This is a genomic window from Acinetobacter sp. YH12151 (assembly GCF_013418355.1).
Classification (GTDB): Bacteria; Pseudomonadota; Gammaproteobacteria; order Pseudomonadales; family Moraxellaceae; genus Acinetobacter; species Acinetobacter pseudolwoffii.
In genome coordinates this window covers 18,058-36,399 of the sequence record NZ_VPCG01000011.1, presented here as the reverse complement: position 1 = coordinate 36,399, position 18,342 = coordinate 18,058, and the positions used below count along the sequence as shown (strand labels likewise).

General features: G+C 43.1%; 14 protein-coding genes and 2 tRNA genes. 7 read left to right on the top strand and 9 right to left on the bottom strand.

All coding sequences use genetic code 11. The features are described from left to right. Positions 1–241: 241 nt before the first annotated feature. Both ttcA and FTU82_RS05950 read left to right on the top strand, forming a co-directional pair. A complete protein-coding gene (ttcA, locus tag FTU82_RS05955) occupies positions 242–1,168 on the top strand; it encodes a tRNA 2-thiocytidine(32) synthetase TtcA (protein ID WP_005097691.1) in 927 nt (308 codons plus the stop codon). A gap of 203 nt (positions 1,169–1,371) precedes the next feature. Further along, positions 1,372–1,758 carry an SCP2 sterol-binding domain-containing protein gene (locus FTU82_RS05950; protein ID WP_004280536.1) on the top strand — a complete coding sequence of 129 codons (387 nt, stop codon included), beginning with the start codon at positions 1,372–1,374 and terminating at the stop codon, positions 1,756–1,758. A 97-nt stretch (positions 1,759–1,855) separates the two neighbouring features. Here FTU82_RS05950 and FTU82_RS05945 read toward each other — a convergent pair whose 3' ends face one another. Further along, positions 1,856–2,971 carry a transglycosylase SLT domain-containing protein gene (locus FTU82_RS05945; RefSeq protein WP_005097690.1) on the bottom strand — a complete coding sequence of 372 codons (1,116 nt, stop codon included), beginning with the start codon at positions 2,969–2,971 and terminating at the stop codon, positions 1,856–1,858. 362 nt (positions 2,972–3,333) lie between these two features. Between FTU82_RS05945 and greB the strand changes: the two genes are divergently transcribed. The 5 genes from greB (at position 3,334) to epmA (ending at position 6,572) form a co-directional block, all read left to right on the top strand. Beyond that, a complete protein-coding gene (gene greB / locus FTU82_RS05940) occupies positions 3,334–3,828 on the top strand; it encodes a transcription elongation factor GreB (RefSeq protein ID WP_005097688.1) in 495 nt (164 codons plus the stop codon). An 88-nt stretch (positions 3,829–3,916) separates the two neighbouring features. Beyond that, positions 3,917–4,006, top strand: a tRNA-Ser gene (locus FTU82_RS05935). 258 nt (positions 4,007–4,264) lie between these two features. Next, positions 4,265–4,354: transfer RNA gene (locus FTU82_RS05930), tRNA-Ser, on the top strand. Between the two features lie 179 nt (positions 4,355–4,533). After that, a complete protein-coding gene (locus FTU82_RS05925; protein ID WP_180000967.1) occupies positions 4,534–5,601 on the top strand; it encodes a 4-phosphoerythronate dehydrogenase in 1,068 nt (355 codons plus the stop codon). Further along, positions 5,598–6,572: an EF-P lysine aminoacylase EpmA gene (gene epmA / locus FTU82_RS05920; protein ID WP_005169915.1), complete on the top strand. Its 975-nt coding sequence runs from the start codon at positions 5,598–5,600 to the stop codon at positions 6,570–6,572. Before FTU82_RS05925 ends, epmA begins: the two co-directional genes overlap by 4 nt. Positions 6,573–6,664: 92 nt before the next feature. On the opposite strand, the gene FTU82_RS05915 is transcribed toward epmA, so the two are convergent. From FTU82_RS05915 to FTU82_RS05880, 8 genes are all read right to left on the bottom strand, one after another. Further along, a complete protein-coding gene (locus FTU82_RS05915) occupies positions 6,665–7,900 on the bottom strand; it encodes a multifunctional CCA addition/repair protein (protein WP_074383390.1) in 1,236 nt (411 codons plus the stop codon). A 94-nt stretch (positions 7,901–7,994) separates the two neighbouring features. Then, positions 7,995–10,274 carry an NADP-dependent malic enzyme gene (locus FTU82_RS05910; protein ID WP_180000968.1) on the bottom strand — a complete coding sequence of 760 codons (2,280 nt, stop codon included), beginning with the start codon at positions 10,272–10,274 and terminating at the stop codon, positions 7,995–7,997. A gap of 140 nt (positions 10,275–10,414) precedes the next feature. Then, entirely contained in the window at positions 10,415–13,291 is a 2,877-nt protein-coding gene (locus tag FTU82_RS05905; RefSeq protein WP_180000969.1) for a bifunctional diguanylate cyclase/phosphodiesterase, read from the bottom strand. 176 nt (positions 13,292–13,467) lie between these two features. Beyond that, entirely contained in the window at positions 13,468–14,178 is a 711-nt protein-coding gene (locus FTU82_RS05900) for a 16S rRNA (uracil(1498)-N(3))-methyltransferase (protein WP_180101129.1), read from the bottom strand. A gap of 108 nt (positions 14,179–14,286) precedes the next feature. Further along, the gene (gene metF / locus FTU82_RS05895; RefSeq protein WP_180101128.1) at positions 14,287–15,123 is read right to left on the bottom strand and encodes a methylenetetrahydrofolate reductase [NAD(P)H]; all 837 of its coding nucleotides are present in this window, start codon (positions 15,121–15,123) and stop codon (positions 14,287–14,289) included. A gap of 150 nt (positions 15,124–15,273) precedes the next feature. Next, entirely contained in the window at positions 15,274–16,656 is a 1,383-nt protein-coding gene (gene ahcY, locus FTU82_RS05890; protein ID WP_180000972.1) for an adenosylhomocysteinase, read from the bottom strand. A 191-nt stretch (positions 16,657–16,847) separates the two neighbouring features. Beyond that, positions 16,848–17,705 (bottom strand): DUF4062 domain-containing protein, encoded by an 858-nt coding sequence (locus tag FTU82_RS05885; protein WP_159138231.1) that lies wholly within the window; start codon positions 17,703–17,705, stop codon positions 16,848–16,850. Positions 17,706–17,814: 109 nt separating this feature from the next. Then, complete coding sequence (locus FTU82_RS05880) at positions 17,815–18,333, bottom strand: tetratricopeptide repeat protein (RefSeq protein ID WP_180000973.1); 519 nt, start codon at positions 18,331–18,333, stop codon at positions 17,815–17,817. Between the last annotated feature and the right edge of the window lie 9 nt (positions 18,334–18,342).

Sequence of the window (18,342 nt, the reverse complement as noted above, 5' to 3'; positions counted from 1 at the left end):
AACTTGTCAAGTGCGTTTCAATCCACAAAGTTATCCACAGCTTTTGTGGACAACTGTGGAAAAGTCCAAAAACTAGGCATCTTGCTGATTAATTGAACTGAAACGTTCAATATATCAATCTAAATAAAACATGAAAATGAAACTAATATGACATTTGCATGAAAATAAATTCTTTTGATGCGATGCGGGCCTGAATCGGCTAAAATTGCGCGGTATTTTTATTTATGGGTGAATCTCGTCTATGTACTCGCCAGTTGAGTCCGAACAAGGATTTAATTTCAAACCTGAACTGCCAACAAGCTCAGCCTACTATCGTTTGTTAAAGAAGCTGCGTCGCCAGGTCGGACATGCCATTCGTGACTTCAAAATGATTGAAGAAGGCGATAAGGTCATGGTGTGTATTTCAGGTGGTAAAGACAGTTACACCCTGTTAGATATCATGTTGCAGTTCAAGCGTATCGCACCGATCAACTTTGATGTCGTGGCGGTGAATCTGGATCAGAAACAGCCAGGCTTCCCGGAAGATGTATTACCACGTTATTTAGAAGAAAATAACATTCCGTATTACATTCTGGAAAAAGACACCTACAGCATCACCAAAAAGTTGACCCCGGAAGGTAAGACTTATTGCGCCGTCTGTTCGCGTCTACGTCGTGGCTCTTTGTATGGCTTTGCCCAGGAAATTGGTGCGACCAAGGTTGCGCTAGGGCATCACCGTGATGATATTCTGGCGACCTTCTTCCTGAACCTGTTCCATGGCGGCAGCTTGAAGGCCATGCCACCAAAACTGTTGTCTTCTGACAAAAAGAACATTCTGATTCGTCCACTGGCTTATGTGGAAGAAAAAGACATCATCAAATATGCAGAAATGCGTCAATTTCCAATTATTCCATGTAATTTATGTGGCTCTCAGGCGAACCTGCAGCGCGCAATTATCAATGACATGTTACGTGATTGGGATAAGGCACATCCAAAACGTCTGCACAGTATTTTTGGTGCATTGCAAAATGTCTCGCCATCACAGCTGGTCGATCGTGAATTGTTTGACTTTGAAGTGCTGGACAGCCAGCGCGAATTTGACTTCAAAGACAGCTGTTCGACTGAAGAAGCGCTGGAAGGCGAGAAACGCCGGATTAATATGGTCAATCTGGGCTTTGCCGCAGAATAATTTCAGTACGCAGATATCAGCCTTCGGGTTGATGTCTGTATGAAAAACAAATAAAAATAGAACTACAAAAATTGAACGACGCGTACAAAATTCGTTAGCCTTTGCGCTAATGATCATGATATAACAAAGCACGAGCATAATAGCTTCAACATGATGTCGTCTGGATAGCCGACACAAATGAACAAATAATTTGAGGAAAGATCATGCCTGCTTTTTTAACTGATGATTGGTTTTCAACTGTAGAAACACTTACTGCGCAAGCTGGTGATTTAAACTTGCCACCAGCTTTGGCGAACCTGGCGATTAATTTGGTTGTAGCGGACACTACAGGTAATACTGAACTATCTTTAGATGGTGGAGCAATTAAAAAAGGTTTGTCTTCAAATGCCAAAACGACGTTGAATATGGACGGCGAAACGTTACGTAAAGTTTTTCTGGAGTTTGATATGGCCGCAGCCATGCAGGCATTTATGACCGGTAAAATCAAAGTACAGGGTGATATGTCTCAATTGATGGCACTTCAAACTGCCAAACCGAGTCAGGAACAAAAAGATCTATTCAAGAAAGTACTTGAAAATACGACAGCTTAATTTTGCTGAACATCAGCTGAAATGAGCACAAAAAAAGCTTACCCTTGAGGTAAGCTTTTTTTATCGCCGGATAGAATAAAATCCAGCTCATCAGACCTTAGATATTCACCAATTGTGGTGTGGTCTTGATGTGTTCCAAATAAGCACGAATACGGGTTACATATTGTACTGCCTGACGATAGCGGCCGTTATTGGCTTTATTCTGATCCAGATAGGCATAGAGGTTGACCCAGTTATTTGGATTCTTGCCTTGTGACTGAATGCGTTTTTGTAACTGATTCACTGCACCTGGGCCCATATTATAAGCGACCAGTGCAAACCAGTTGCGATCCGGATAAGGAATATGCTCATAGCGGCTCAGCATTTGATCATAATACTTGGCACCACCCTGAATGCTTTGGGCTGGATCGGTACGATTGCTCACACCCATTGCTTTAGCAGTGCTATTGGTCAGCATCATCAAACCGCGAACACCTGTCGGAGAGACCGAGTTCGGTTTCAGATAAGATTCCTGATAACCAATGGCAGCTAATAAATGCCAATCCAGATCATATTGCTGCGCTGTCTGTTTAAAGCTTGCTTTATAGATCGGTAACCGGTTGCTCAAATCACGTTGAATGGCTGTCCAAGATTCCTCTTTCACCACATTCTGATTATAAAATGAAGCAAGCTGCTTGATGGCACCACTTTGTTTGCCTTTACAGATAAAAGCACTGGCAGTTTGGCTCAAGGGATCTGTGGCAGATTTAAATACCAGATTTAAATTGGTATTCAAGCCATTACTCACCAAAATAGACTGATCACCACAGGTGGCGGAGAATGAAGTCAGGCGCTTATTTTCAATTTCACCTAAATCGGTGGTGGTCATGGCCAGATTGGCTTTGCCCTGAGCAACCCATTGCAGTGCAGTGGCATTATTCGGGACAATTTTAAAATCCAGTTTCACATTCAGACTGTTGGCATAGTTGCGCACCAGGTCATAACCGAAGCCATGCAGATGTTGCCCATCCTGAAATACGGTGGTCGGATTTTCGACTGCAACCACGGTCAGCTTATTGCTATTGACTACATGATCAAACTGAAGTGTGGTTTTACTTGCATTGATACTGTGAAAGGGAATAAATGCAGTGCTCAGTACAAGTGCTTTCAAAGGGAGAGAAGAAATTACAGATCGTAGGCAAAGCCTCGACCCAGTGGATGAACTACTGTGCATGTTGTCTCCGCTACAAGTAATTTATGCCCTAAAAATCACAGCCAACATAGCCAGAAATTTTAACAGTTTGATAAATTCAATAAGGGTTGGGCAGTCATGACGTCATTCAAAATGACAAGAGATTTACGCATCATTATGTAGAAAAACTACATAGATTAAAAAATAAGCATTTCCGGAAGTAGGTGGCATATTAATGATCTAAAAAACGATTGTCAAATTTTGTACACAAATTATTATTAAAAATAATTTTAAGATATTGAAATGTAATGTGAATTTTTTTTGAATTTTTTCATTGTTTTGAAATGGTAAATAAAATAAGCTGTTTGTAAGTTAATACACTGAAAATTTGATCAGCACGACGTATGAAATCCAACTTAATCACCCGTGGTGGACACGATAAATTGGTGGCAGAACTTAAGAATCTCTGGCATGAAGAGCGGCCGGAAATCACCAGAAAAGTGAACTGGGCAGCGAGTCTCGGCGACCGTTCGGAAAATGCCGATTACCAATATAACAAGCAAATTTTGCGTAAGATTGACCGCCGGGTCAGATACCTAGGCAAGCGTCTTGAAGAGCTAAAAATCATCGATTTTTCTCCAGAGCAGGAAGGCAAGGTCTATTTTGGAGCTTGGGTCGAGATTGAAAATGAAGAAGGCGAGCAGAAAAATTTACGTATTGTTGGAGTCGATGAAATTTATGATCATCATCCGCAGCATATCTCGATCAGTTCGCCCATGGCACGTGCGTTGTTGGGCAAGCAGGTAGATGATGAGGCTGAAGTGCTGACACCTTCTGGAAAGAAACGCTGGTTCATCAATTCAATTCGTTATGAAAAACCAGAAAATTCAGCAAATTAATGGAATTGATTTTATTTTGTGCAATTGATGCAGTGAAAGCATGAAAATATTTGCCAAGCGTGATTTTTGTTTATATCATGTCGGCCATGGAAGCGTGGCAGAGCGGTTTAATGCACCGGTCTTGAAAACCGACGAGGGTGTGAGTCCTCCGTGAGTTCGAATCTCACCGCTTCCGCCAAATTCTAAAAACCCAGTCAATTGACTGGGTTTTTTTATGCCTTTATTTTTATATTCATTATCAAGCTAATTCTGATTCATGTCGTTGCTTTATCTTGAATTAAATACCTCTTGGCATCGTTTAAGTATTAACTTCTTTAAATAAAAATACATTTCAGCTTTTGTTTCGACTGATTTTTAACTGAATGAATAGCTTTTGCTAAAAGTTTTGCTAAATTTTATTGCCAAAAATCCGATTTATTTATATGATGGCGGCCAAGGAAGCGTGGCAGAGCGGTTTAATGCACCGGTCTTGAAAACCGACGAGGGTGTGAGTCCTCCGTGAGTTCGAATCTCACCGCTTCCGCCAAATTCTAAAAACCCCAGTCGAAAGATTGGGGTTTTTCTTTTTAGGCAGCAATGATTCAATACTTTATTCATCAATAACCAGCTCATAGCTTAAAACTTGAAAAATGGACGCATGTGCCAAATATAGAGTCAGAGACATCAACGCGCTATCATATGCCCAAGCATCATATGGATCTCATTATGAAAATTGTCGCAGATGAAAATCTGGCATTTACCGATTATTTCTTTTCTGAATTTGCAGACATTCGTCATTGTCCAGGCCGTAGCTTAATGGCACAGGATGTTCAGGATGCAGATGCATTATTGGTACGCTCAGTGACTCAGGTCAATGAAGCACTGCTACAGAATAGTTCGATCAAGTTTGTAGGCAGTGCCACTATTGGTACAGATCATCTGGATATTGCTGCATTGGAACAGCATGGGATTCAGTGGAGCAATGCAGCCGGCTGTAATGCACAAGCTGTGGCTGAATATGTCATTACCGCATTACTGCATGTACGTCCTGAGTTAGTAGATGCCAATGCAACATTTAGCCTGGGTATAGTCGGTTTGGGTAATGTTGGAACCCGTCTGGCTTATATGGCAAAACTTTTGGGCTGGCGCGTGATTGGCTATGATCCTTTGGTTCAAAGAACGCAGGTTGATCAAGTTGAATTTAATGAATTGTTGCAGCAAGCAGATGCGATTTCGATTCATGTCCCTTTAACTCAAACGGGTCTTTATCCAACTTACCATTTATTCAATACGGCTACATTGGCGCAAATGCAGCCTGATGCAATTCTGATTAATTCTGCACGTGGGCCAGTGATTGAAGAGGCCGCCCTGATCCAGGATCTTAAAGCGACACAACGAACTGTGATTTTAGATGTTTTTGAACACGAACCGGTTATTTCAGCAGAGCTTCTGGATCTGCTGACGCTGGTGACGCCGCATATTGCCGGTTATAGCCTGGAAGGCAAGGCGCGTGGTACTCAAATGATCTATGACGCTTTTTGTCAAACTTTTGCTTTTGCAGCACATAAACAGTTCGAAACCCAGCTTCCGGTCTGCAAGCAGTTTTTCCAAAATCAGGATTTAAAAATGGTGCTAAAGCAATATTTAACGCAAATTTATGATATTGCCCGTGATGATCAAAATCTGCGTGCTTGTGTCAAGGATGGCAAAGTGGATCAGCAGGCTTTTGATCATTTAAGAAAAACCTATCCGCTGCGTCGTGAATGGGCTGCACATGGTGGGCCAAAAGCATGAATAGCACTTATCAGCCGACGTGTGACCTGAATGCCATGCGTGCACGTGCCACCTTATATGCACAAATCCGTCAATTTTTTGCTGAGCGGGATGTATTAGAAGTCGAAACACCAATTTTATCTCAAGCCGGTGTGACCGATGTGCATTTGGCTTCAGTACAGGCGCAGCGTCATGTACTGGCTAAAGCACATACGCATTATTTACAGACCTCACCTGAATTTGCCATGAAGCGTTTATTGGCCAGTGGCAGCGGGCCTATTTACCAGATTTGTAAAGTCTTCCGTGATGATGAGCATGGGCGTAAGCACAATAGCGAATTTACCATGCTGGAATGGTATCGTCCGGGCTTTAGCTTAAAAGATTTGATGTTCGAAGTAGCCGATCTGCTTAATGTGACGCTTAAAGCACGTTTTGCTGAAATCCGTCCAACCATTTTGAGCTATAAACATGCCTTTATGGATCGTCTGGATATTAATCCATTGCAAGCGACCTTGCAGGAACTGAAAGACTGCTGTCGCCGTGTCGGTCTAAATCTGGATTTGGGTGAGGATCGGCTCGGCTATATCGACCTGTTATTTTCACATATGGTGGAGCCAAGTCTCGGTTTTGATACCGCAGTATTCCTGACCGATTTTCCGCCTGAAATGGCCTCTCTGGCGAAAACCCGAATCGATGAAGATGGGGAACTGGTCGCTGCACGTTTTGAGTTGTATATCGAAGGTTTAGAATTGGCTAATGCCTATGATGAGCTGATTGATGCCGAAGTTTTGCGCTCACGCTTTGAGGCGGATAATGCAGAGCGGGCCAGACTTGGGCTGCATGTTATGCCTATTGATGAGTATTTACTGGCGGCTTTACCGAATATGCCGGAATGTTCAGGGATTGCTTTGGGAATTGACCGCTTGCTCATGATCGCGACCAATCAGATGAAACTGGAGCAAGTGATTAGTTTCCCGGCGGATATTTCCTGATCGGGATTTGATTTTCCTTAAGCTCTTTAGAGGGCTGGGTCTCTGCACTAAATGATTGAAGCAATAAAAAAGCACCCTCGGGTGCTTTGTCTTTATTCAATAGATACAGTTTGTTGGGCTTTAAGTTCACCCAGTGCCTGAATACGCCGTTCAATCAGCATTTCGCCAATATCCGGGCCTTGAATATCGGCAGGCAGGTCTTGTGCTTTAATGGCACGTACTATCTGCATGGCATCAAGTACATATTGTGCTTGTGGATAGGCACGATCTTCCAGTCCTAAACGGCCACGTGAATCACATTCACAGGCCTGTACAAAAGCTTCGACACGCTCGGGACGACGTAAAACGTCCAGACGCTGCAATAATCGCCATAAAGTACCGGGTTTGAGATTAAATGCCTGATGACATTTCAGATGCTCTTTACATACTGCCAACGCCAGTTGCTTGGTATAGGTCGGTACTTTTAAGCGATCACACAGATCATTGACCGGCTTGATGCCACGTTCTTCATGCATGATATGCCGCGGTAATTCTTCAACCGGGGTTAATGCTTTGCCCAAATCATGCACTAAAACGGCGAAACGTACATCCAGGCTATAGTTTTGACGACACGCCTGCTGCAAGGACATCATGGTGTGAATGCCGCAGTCAATTTCCGGATGATATTCAGGGCGTTGCGGAATACCATATAAGGCATCTATCTCAGGAAATAAGACTTTTAAAGCGCCACATTGACGCAATACTTCAAAATACACATCAGCATGACGTTCTGTTAAGGCACGTGAAGTTTCTTTCCAGACCCGCTCCGGTGTTAATGCATTCAATTCACCGGATTCCGTCAAGCGCTGCATGAGTGCTAAAGTTTCATCCGCAATCACAAAACCTGCACTGGTATAGCGGGCCGCAAAACGGGCAATTCGCAGCACCCGTAATGGATCTTCGACAAAAGCATCGGAAACATGACGCAGCACCCGGTTATTCAAATCTTGCTGACCGCCATAAGGATCATAAATCTGACCGGCATCATCCATCGCCATGGCATTAATGGTCAGGTCACGACGGATCAAATCCTGTTCCAGGGTCACACTGATATCGGTATGAAAGTCAAAACCATGATAACCGGTGCCGGATTTACGTTCGGTACGGGCCAGTGCATATTCTTCTTTTGTTTTGGGGTGTAGGAAAACAGGAAAATCTTTGCCTACGGGCTGATAGCCTAAGTCAAGCATTTGCGCCGGAGTTGCACCAACGACCACATAATCTTTTTCGTGATAGGGGTGTCCGAGCAAATGATCCCGAACTGCACCGCCTACTAAATAAACTTGCATGAAAAAACCTCTATTCTTACAAGCATCATGCTACAGAATAGAGGTTTTCTCAAGTTAAGAAACGAGGCGGATGCGTCGTTATCTTGTCATTGGATTAAAGTGCGTCTTGTTCCGCTTGCTGGATTTCTGCAACGGTAAGTGCAGTCATGTTCACCACGCGACGCGTAGTCGCAGTCGGAGTCAAGATATGTACCGGCTTCGCAGCACCCAACAGAATTGGGCCAATCGTCACGTTGTTGCCTGAAGTTGCTTTCAACAAGTTAAACGAAATGTTGGCAGCATCCAGATTCGGCATGATCAGTAAGTTTGCAGAACCTTTAAAACGTGAGTTCGGGAAGGCAAACTGGCGAATATTTTCATCCAGTGCAGCATCACCATGCATTTCACCTTCAACTTCAAGTTCAGGCGCAATTTCAGACAAGATGTCATACACTTGGCGCATTTTTTTCGCGCTAGCATCATCTTGATCAGAACCAAAGCTTGAATGAGATAGAAGAGCAATACGTGGTGTCATACCGAAACGACGCACTTCTTCAGCAGCCAAAATGGTCATTTCAGCAAGCTGTTCAGCGGTTGGGTTACGGTTGATATACGTATCGGCAATGAATAAGTTGCGATCTTCAAGCATTAATGCATTGAGTGTGAAGAAGTTATTACGACCTTCTTTCAAACCAATAATATTACGTACGAAATCTAAATGAATATCGTAGCTTGAATAAGTACCACACAGCATACCGTCAGCCAAACCATGTTTCACTAACATGGCAGCAATTAACGTTGAACGACGACGTGTTTCACGTTGTGCATACTCAGGTGTAACCCCTTTACGTTGCATGATGCTGTAGTAATCATCTGCGAATAATTCGTAATTTGGATTTTTTTCTTGATCGACGATAGTGACATTGACACCATCTTCAAGACGTAAACCTAATTTCTTGATATTCGCTTCAATGATCGCAGGACGACCCACAAGGATGGGTTGTGCTAAGCCTTCATCGACTGCAATTTGTACACCACGAAGTATGCGTAAATCTTCACCTTCTGCATAAGCAATACGCTTAGGATTTGATTTTGCCTGTTCAAAGATCGGTTTCATCACGAATGCCGAGTTATAGACAAACTCAGACAAACGTTGACGATAATGCGAGAAATCTTTAATTGGACGTGTTGCTACACCCGAATCCATGGCTGCTTGTGCCACTGCAGGTGCGATTTCAAGAATCAGGCGCTGATCCAGTGGACCCGGAATCAGGTATTCACGGCCAAATGATGCCGATTTCTCACCATAAGTTGCAGCATCCGCTTCGACGTGTGCCATACGCGCAATTGCATGTACACAGGCAATTTTCATTTCTTCGTTAATCGTGGTTGCACCAACGTCTAATGCCCCACGGAAGATGTATGGGAAGCAAAGTGCGTTATTGACCTGGTTTGGATAGTCAGAACGGCCAGTGGCCATGATCACATCATTACGAACTTCGTGTGCATGTTCAGGCAGAATTTCTGGATCCGGATTCGCCAGTGCGAAAATGATCGGATCTTTGGCCATCACCTTAACCATTTCTTTGGTCAGGATGCCGGCAGCAGAAAGACCAAGGAACATGTCTGCACCCGCGATCACATCACCAAGCTGAGTGGCTTCGATGTCCTGTACATAAGCTTTCTTCGACTCATCCAGACCTTCCCGGTGCGTCGTCAGCAGACCACGTGAATCGGCAACGATGATGTTCTCTTTTTTCGCGCCAAGGGCACAAAGCAGATTTAAACAAGATAGGGCTGCAGCACCCGCGCCTGAAGCGACAATCTTGATGTCTTCAATTTTTTTGCCGTTGATTTGCAGCGCGTTAAGTAAAGCAGAACCCACAATAATCGAAGTACCGTGCTGATCATCATGGAACACTGGAATGTTCATGCGTTCACGCAGTTTTTGCTCGATGTAGAAGCATTCTGGCGCCTTGATATCTTCAAGGTTGATCCCGCCGAAAGTCGGTTCTAATGATGCGATAATATCAACAATTTTGTCCGGGTCGTTTTCAGCAATTTCAATATCAAACACATCTACGCCAGCGAATTTTTTGAATAATACGCCTTTACCTTCCATGACGGGTTTAGAAGCCAGAGGACCAATATTACCCAAGCCCAGCACCGCAGTACCGTTGGTCACTACAGCGACCAGATTACCGCGTGCGGTATACAATGCAGCAGTTGAAGGATCGCGTTCAATCTCAAGACATGGTGCAGCTACGCCAGGCGAGTAAGCAAGGGCTAAGTCACGTTGGTTGACCAATTGTTTGCTTGGTGTAACGCTGATTTTCCCCGGGGTAGGAAACTCGTGATAGTAAAGGGCCTGTTGCTTTAAAGATTGTTCGTCCATCAGTCTCTCGATCGTTGTAAAGATTACCCGGTCAGCGGGTAAAAAATTTATTTATGTCCCCGAATATACCATTTGTTCGCCAGTTCGCACAGCCAAAGACGGCCGTTTTTCCAACAATCTTATTGGGGGAGGGTATAAACTTAGACTTGATAAGTATAAGAATCGTTGGTCATATTTTGTGTCAAATACGCAGTGGCTTCCTGTTCGGGCAGCGGTTTGGAGAAAAGGTATCCTTGAGCGATATCACAGTCTAAATCACGCAGATATTCTAACTGTTCAATGGTTTCGATCCCTTCTGCCACCACGGTCATCCCCATGGCTTTACCCATCGCCACCATGGCACTGACTATGGCTTCCTGCTTGTTCTCTCCAATCTTGGAAACGAAACTACGGTCGATTTTTAAGGTATCAATCGGGAAATCAGCAAGATAGGACAGAGATGAGTAGCCTGTCCCAAAATCATCTAGGGCAATATGAATCTGTCGCTGTTTGATTTCGTTCAGCAGGTTTTTGACGGTTTCTGAATTTTCAATTAAAGACGATTCGGTAATTTCCAGTTCCAGACTGGTACCTGAAATCTGGTTATCGTCAATGGCCTGATCCAGATCGTCAAGTAATTGGCCGCGCCGCAATTGTTGCGCCACGATGTTGACTGATACACAAATATGATTAAAACCGAGATCATTCCATTGACGAATCTGTTTGGCAGTTTGCTGTATCACCAGACGGCCAATGTCTGAAATCAGGCTGGTCTGTTCGGCTAAAGGAATAAACAGGCCGGGTGGAATAATGCCTTTTTCTGGATGATTCCAGCGAATCAATGCTTCAAAGCCATAAATGCTCTGATCGCTGAAATTGATTTTTGGCTGATAATAGACAATCAGTTCATTGTTCTGAATGGCTTTACGCAGATCCCGTTCCAGGAAAATTCCCTGTTCCTGTAAACCCTCATTCTGACTGGAATAAAAATGAATGGTATTGCCGCCCAGATTTTTGGCTTCATTCAGCGCCTGTTCGGCGCAGTTATTTAAATAATCGAGTTGTCGGCCATGATCCGGATAAAATGCCACTCCCATAGAAAGAGTAATTACATAATCCTGACCATAAATATTAAATGGTGCGCTAAAAGCCTGGGCAATGCGTTCACAGTGATGCTGCACGGAAGGGCGAATGTGCGAAATCTCGTAGATAATTGCAAAATCATCCCCATTCAGATGTGCTACAAACAGGGCTTCTGCATTGGTCATACGCAGGCGCTGCGCCACCTGACGTAAAAGTTCATCACCGCCATTATTGGACAGATATTCATTTAACGGGCGGAAGCGATCGATGTTCAGCCGGATCACTGCCATCTGCTGAATGGAATCTTTTTGCGAGACCAGATATTGATGCAGCTGATAGTTATAATAGAAACGATTCGGCAAATCGGTCAGGGTGTCATAATTTTCCAGATATGACAGGCGCTGTTCCTGTAATTTACGTTCGGTCAGATCTGAGACAATTCCGACATAATGGGTAATCCGGCCCTCATCATCAGTGACGGCATTGATATGCAGCCATAAAGTGGACTGTTTGCCGGACAGAAACTTTGCCTGCACTTCCCCATCGTAGGAGCCAATCTTTTGCAGCTGTTTGATAATGCTGGCATGGCTGCTGCGTTGTTCGGCCTTATTTTGCGCGGCAATATCGAATAAAAACTTACCGATGATCTGCTCTCGATCATAGCCGCTCAGGTATTCATAGTGAGGATTGACATCAATATAATACAGTTCAGGATTGAGAATAAAAATCCCTTCCGCGGCCTGTTCCAGTACACTGGCGACCAGTTTCAAGCGTTCCTGAGAAATGCGTTCCTGCTGAATATCCCGACGAATGCCCACCATACGTAACGGCTTATTATTTTTGGGATCACGTTGAATCACACGGCCAATATCATGCACCCAGCTCCAGCTGCCATCACTGAGCTGGATCCGGTAGGTGACATCATAACGTTCAATCCGGCCACGTAGATGCTGCTTCATGTTGCTTTTAAAATAGTCCAGGTCATCCGGATGAATCAGATACTCTAATTGCAGATGATGGTCTTTAGAATCACGCAGGATTTTTTCATCTTTATGATTGGTCAGGGTAATTGTACGATCCTGGATATTCCAGTCCCATGGCCGAATGCCGGCAATTTCATGGGCAAGTTGCAGATTTTGTTGCTGATTTTTTAAATGATGATTAATCTGTTCAATATCGTAGGTACGTTCCCGAACTTTCTGTTCCAGCAGTTGATTGTTGAGCTGTAACTGTAATTCGATATCCTTGGATTTATTGACTTCAGTTTGCAGTTGCTGACACAGTTCATCGCTCCAGAGTACTTGCTGTTCGGCATTTTTAACCAGCAGACTGTTTTCTGCATACAAGCGCGATGTCCGGCGATGAATACGATAACTACTATTGGCACACAGCAGAATGACAATCACCGCAAAATTTAAGGCCAGACCGAAGAAGGGATTGGAAAGGCTGACATGATAAATTTGCGACAATAAAAAAGGGAATAAAGAGGGTAAAAATACCAGGCAGAAATAACTGAGTTTTTGGGTCAGATAAGTCAAGCCAAATGCCTGAGTCACAATCAGGAGCAGAGCAGACAAGGTCAGTGCTTCAATATCTTCGAATGCAGGATTGGCCTGCGGCAAATAGTAATAAATTGTATAAATACCGACAGCAATACAGCTCCCGACAGCAAGACTCTGAATCTGTAACCAGCGATGTGCGCCTTTCAAATCATATTGTTCAGGCTTAAAATAAAGTGTGCTCACCAACCAGCACATACTGACCAGTAGCTCGGTCAGAATAAACCAGATATTAAAATAGGTATTGGAAGGACGATATTGAAGGTGATAAATACAAAAAATATAAAGGCAAATCACCATTATACTGATTAAAAAATAGCGACTATGGCGAAGTGTGTTCGCAATCTGAGCATGATGCAAATGCTGCTGGATATAGTCGTCTTGCTTATCAACCATGTGATTCAATGCCTGTATTCATCCTAAACGTTTTTCCCTATGTATTGTTCTTATAAAAAAACTCCAGGAAATGTGTAAAATTAACTCATCAATAGTTATTATTCTTTCATCGAGATTAGAGGTCTTAGGAATAAAAATCAACAAAATTAAAGACAAATTTTTACTGGCCTGATGAACTAGAGATTATAGTTCAAAATTGAAAGGGCCACGACAGGGGCTGTTTCGGTACGTAGTACGCGTTCACCAATACACCAGTTTAGAAAACCTTTTGCATTTGCCGCTGTAATTTCTGCCTCACTGAGACCGCCTTCAGGGCCAATCAGCAGGGCAATATCCAGGGTCGCATCTGCCAGTACATCTGTTTCATCTTTATTGGGGGCCAAAACCAGTTTGGTCTTGGGTAGCTCGGTTTCCAACCATTTTTCAAGTGATATTGGTGCTAAAATTTTAGGCACAATATTCAGTCCACACTGTTCACATGCTGCAATCGCGATCCCCTGCCAGTGATCCAGTTTTTTCTGGTCACGATCATACTTCAAGCGCATTTCACAACGATCCGAAGTCAGCAGCTGAATTTCGGAAACGCCCAATTCCACAGCTTTTTGAATCGCATAATCCATGCGGTCGCCTTTGCTCATCACCTGACCGAGCAAGGCCTGGAACTTGGGTGTGCGATTAGCCGGATTAAATGTATTGACCGATACTGTGGCTGATTTCTTAGCAACTTCAGTTAAGGTCACTTCATATTCGCCACCCTGTCCATTGAACAGGGTCGCGGTTTCGTCCGCTTGAGCGCGTAATACCTTTACCCAATGATGAAAAACGGTTTCCGTTAACTCAACCGTAGTATCAACATTTAAGTCTGCTTCAATAAAAAAACGTGGCATGGAGGGATTACTCTCAGATGGAACAAAACAAGACTGCATTGCTATTTACACCCTCTTTGTGTTTCTCTCAAAGGGAGAAAATGGGTGAGATCAATGCAGCCTAAAAACTTATGCTAGACCTAAGTCTTTTACAAGTTGGCGTGTAGGATCAGTGGAGTTCATGGTGTAGAAGTGCAAGCTTGGTGCACCACCTGCAAGCAGACGCTCACAGAATTTAACCACAACTTCGTGGCCAAAGGCTTTGATGCTGGCAGTATCATCACCATAGGTTGCCAGTTGCTTGCGAATCCAGCGTGGAATCTCGGCACCGGTACCGTCCGCAAAGCGGATTAGGTTGCTGGCATTGGTGATTGGCATGATGCCAGGCGCCACAGGAATATCAATTCCAGTTTTCTGGATGCGATCTACAAAGTAGAAATAAGCATCTGGATTGAAAAAGAACTGGGTTAATGCTGCATTGGCACCAGCTTGTACTTTTTCAACAAAGTGCTGGATGTCTTGATCAAAGCTTTCTGCCTGAGGATGCATTTCCGGATAAGCTGCGACTTCAATCTTGAAATGATCGCCTGAATATTCACGGATAAAGCCAACCAGATCAGCGGCATAGGGTAATTCACCCAAACCAACCTGACCTGATGGCAAGTCACCGCGGAGGGCAACAATACGGTCAATGCCTTGTGATTTGTACAGATCAAGCAGTTCTGCAATACGCGCTTTGTCATCGCCGATACATGACAGGTGAGGGGCAACCGGTGCACCTTTGCCATTAAAATCGTTGATGGTAGACAGGGTGCGTTCACGAGTTGAACCACCTGCACCATAAGTTACAGAGAAAAATTCTGGATTGAGCAATTGTAGTTCTTGATGAACCACTTTGAGTTTTTCCGCACCCACATTAGTTTTGGTCGGGAAGAATTCAAATGAAATTGGAATTTGCTTAGACATGTTGAAATCCTTTTTATAAATACTTTTTAATTAGTTTTACCTCTCCTAAATCCTCTCCTGAAAGGAGAGGACTTACCCTCGATGACATACATTTGGTAATGAATGTTTCCTCTCCCTATGGGAGAGGGTTAGGGAGAGGGTGGAGTTTAATTAGTATTTATAAGCATCCGCTTTAAACGGACCTTCAACAGCAACGCCTAAGTAATCCGCTTGCTCTTGAGTTAATTGAGTCAGAACACCACCAAAACCTGCAACCATTGCAGCAGCGACTTCTTCGTCTAATTTCTTAGGAAGAAGCTCTACACGAATTTGCGCAGCTTTTTCAGATTCTGGAAGATCAGCAAATTTCTCAGCGAATAAATGCATTTGACCCAATACCTGGTTGGCAAATGAACCATCCATAATACGTGATGGGTGACCAGTCGCATTACCAAGGTTTACCAAACGACCTTCAGAAAGAAGGATCAGGTAATCATTTTCATTTTCTGAACGATACACTTGGTGTACTTGAGGTTTCACTTCAACCCACTTGTAGCCACGTAGGTAAGCTGTATCAATTTCAGTATCGAAGTGACCGATGTTACATACCACAGCGCCCGCTTTTAATGAATCAAGCATTGCCGAGTCACACACGTGGTAGTTACCCGTTGTAGTCACGATCAGGTCAGTGTTTTGAAGAAGATCAAGATTCACGTCTTCTTTCTTACCAGTTTGCACGCCATTTTTGTATGGAGAAACAACTTCGTAACCGTCCATGCATGCTTGCATCGCACAGATTGGATCAACTTCAGTTACGCGTACAATCATGCCTTCTTGACGAAGTGATTGCGCAGAACCTTTACCTACGTCACCGTAACCGATTACAAGTGCACGACGGCCAGATAAAAGCATATCTGTACCGCGTTTGATTGCATCATTTAGAGAGTGGCGGCAACCGTATTTGTTGTCGTTCTTAGACTTAGTAACAGAATCGTTTACGTTGATTGCAGGAACTTTTAAAGTGCTATCACGAAGCATTTCATACAGACGTTGAACACCTGTCGTTGTTTCTTCAGTGACACCGTGGATTTTAGCAATCACTTCTGGGTATTTTTCATGAACAAGTAGCGTTAAATCACCGCCATCGTCAAGAATCATGTTGGCATCCCAAGGTTTGCCATTGACATTGATCTGTTGTTCAAGACACCACATGTATTCTTCTTCAGTTTCGCCTTTCCAGGCAAACACAGGAATACCCGCAGCCGCGATTGCAGCAGCAGCATGATCTTGAGTAGAGAAGATGTTACATGAAGTCCAGCGAACTTCGGCGCCCAATTCAACCAGTGTTTCAATAAGAACAGCAGTTTGAATGGTCATGTGGATACAGCCGAGAATTTTCGCGCCTGCAAGTGGTTTAGCAGCAGCATAGCGTTTACGCAGACCCATAAGGGCTGGCATTTCAGCTTCTGCAAGTTTAATTTCTTTACGGCCGTAATCAGCAAGTGAAATATCAGCAACTTTGTAATCTGTAAATGAAGCAGTAACCGCGTTCATCAGGATCTCCTAGGAAAAAATAGATTGGATCGTTCTGTTCGCGGATGCCGTTGTTGATCAGAACGAATGTCTGACCGATGGTCGAGCCTAGCGATTTTACATTTAGTGCCTGTAAAACGTCGCAGCATCCCTCGACTAGCGCAGTATTGTACTTGGATTCTATGAATGAGCCAAGTTGAAAAAAGATAATATTAATTGTTTTCTAAGCTTTGAGCTTTTAGTTGATCAAAAGTATTCCAGCCTAAACCAGTTAATTCATACAGCCTACCATTGTTGCCAAGATCATTAATAAATCCTGATTTCTTTAGATCAGTGATAGCCGTTTTCCATTGAGAAATTTCTCTTTGGCTATTTAAATTCAAATGTAAATCGCCAGCATGCAGTTGGGTAGAATCAATATTTTGTAAAAATTGAATTTCACTTTCGCGTTCACCAGCACTTAGTAAAAGTTGCATCATTCTCTCGCTTAATTCATTTTTTTGTTTTAAGAGTTTAGGGTTTTTGAAATCAATGATTTTTAGATTATTTAAGATATTTTGAATGTATGTATTTTGCTGGATATGAAGAGATAAATGATCTTTAATTTTTTGCTTAAAAATAGATAAATCATTGTAAAATTCTAGTACGCCACTTGGCTTCCACTCCCTGATTTGAATTTGTAGTTTTTGATATTGTTCAGTAATTTGACTTGGGGGAATAGGTTTATCACAGATATAAATTGAAGTCAGTTTTTGAGAGTCGATATGTCTGGAAATTTCCTCTACAGTGCCGCTGGCGTATTCCCCAGTGTCTGTACCTAATCGAGTCCAAAATATTCCAATCAGAATGTCGGCATCATTGAGAATACTTTTATTGATAATTTCTTGAGGCCTATTACCCATTTCAGGTGCTACATGAGTTTCCCATCTGATAGGATTTAACATTACATTAAATTGCTTAGAATGAATTGCATTCCATTCATAGATTGCATCACGAACAAGTCGTCTTTCTTCTGCGACATCGCTTGGTGAAGCGATCATTACGTTTAATACTGTTGCTTGGTAAGCCATATTGTTATCAGAATTTTATTAATATTAATGACTAATATATAGGTGCTTTTTCAATTGAGCCAGACTATTTTTATAATAAAAAGCCCATCATCTGACGGGCTTTTCTTACTTATTTAGTTTCAGCAGCATCTGCTTTTTGAGTCCAGAACTCAGCCTGTTCTTCATCGCCATCTACGCCTAAACCATTGGCATAAATAAATGCAAGATCGCGCATCGCTTGAACTTCGCCCCATTCCGCAGCCTGTTTAACTAAAGAGATTGATTTTTCTACATCTTCTTCAATCACATCACCGCGACGGTAAAAACCGGCCAGCTCTAAAGTCGCAGCAGGGTGCTTCTCGATATTGGCCTTACTTAGCCAGTAATAGGCTAACTCAAAGTGAGCTTTAGATTCTTCTGGATCTTCTTCAGCCAGTTCTTTGGCATAAACGGTATAACCTTCACCTAACCAGTACATCGCATCAACCAGTCCGCCGTTGGCAGCTTTCAATGCCCATTCTTCAGCCAGAATAATGTCATCATCATGCTCGCTTTGCATATACAGTTCAGCCAATTCAAATTGCGCTTCAGCATTGCCTGCTAAGGCAAGATTGGTCAGGGCAGCAGAGGGAGAAACACGCTGGGTCATATCAACATC